This window comes from Streptomyces sp. SID13726 (assembly GCF_010548375.1).
Lineage (GTDB): Bacteria > Actinomycetota > Actinomycetes > Streptomycetales > Streptomycetaceae > Streptomyces.
Map to the genome: position 1 here is coordinate 1 of NZ_JAAGLY010000207.1, position 564 is coordinate 564.

Sequence of the window (564 nt, forward strand, 5' to 3'; positions counted from 1 at the left end):
TCGACTCGCGCCAGAAGTGGCCCGCGTACCAGGAGGCCTACCAGGCCGTCCTCGACCGGACGAGCAGCGAGACCGCGCCCTGGCACGTCGTCCCGGCCGACCGCAAGTGGTTCGCACGCCTCGCGGTGAGCGAGCTCCTGCTCGACGCGCTGCGCCGCCTCGACCTCGGCTGGCCCCCGGCCGACTTCGACATCGAGGTCGAGAAGAAGCGACTCGCGGCGACCTGAGCTCGGACGCCGCGGTTCAAGCCCTGCTGAGGGAGAGCCACCGCTCGGTCACGACATAGCCGACCCGCGCGTTCATCCGCAGGCTCGCGGTGTTGACCTGCGCTCCACCGGTCGCGAACTCGCGCACGCCGCGTCGTGCCAGCGCGAGGACCGAGGCTGCCTTCACCGCCGACGCGACCCCCGACATCGCCAGCCCGGGTGCACCGACGTGCGATCTGTCTCGGCCCGGTCCCCGTCCTGGGCCAGGACCGTCGCGCCCACCATCCCGTGCTCGGGGTGCGTCGCTCCGACGACCGTCCCGCCCTGTGCACGGGCGTCAGCGAGCCCAGCAGCCGTC

1 protein-coding gene and 1 pseudogene are annotated in these 564 nt (G+C 72.9%); one reads left to right on the forward strand and one right to left on the reverse strand.

Going from position 1 to position 564, the window contains the following annotated elements:
• A pseudogene (locus G3I78_RS47200) lies at positions 1 to 227 on the forward strand (polyphosphate kinase 2 family protein); the annotation flags it as partial.
• Between the two features lie 16 nt (positions 228 to 243).
• Here G3I78_RS47200 and G3I78_RS47205 read toward each other — a convergent pair.
• Positions 244 to 393 (reverse strand): hypothetical protein, encoded by a 150-nt coding sequence (locus G3I78_RS47205; RefSeq protein ID WP_164436785.1) that lies wholly within the window; start codon positions 391 to 393, stop codon positions 244 to 246.
• Positions 394 to 564: the final 171 nt, after the last annotated feature.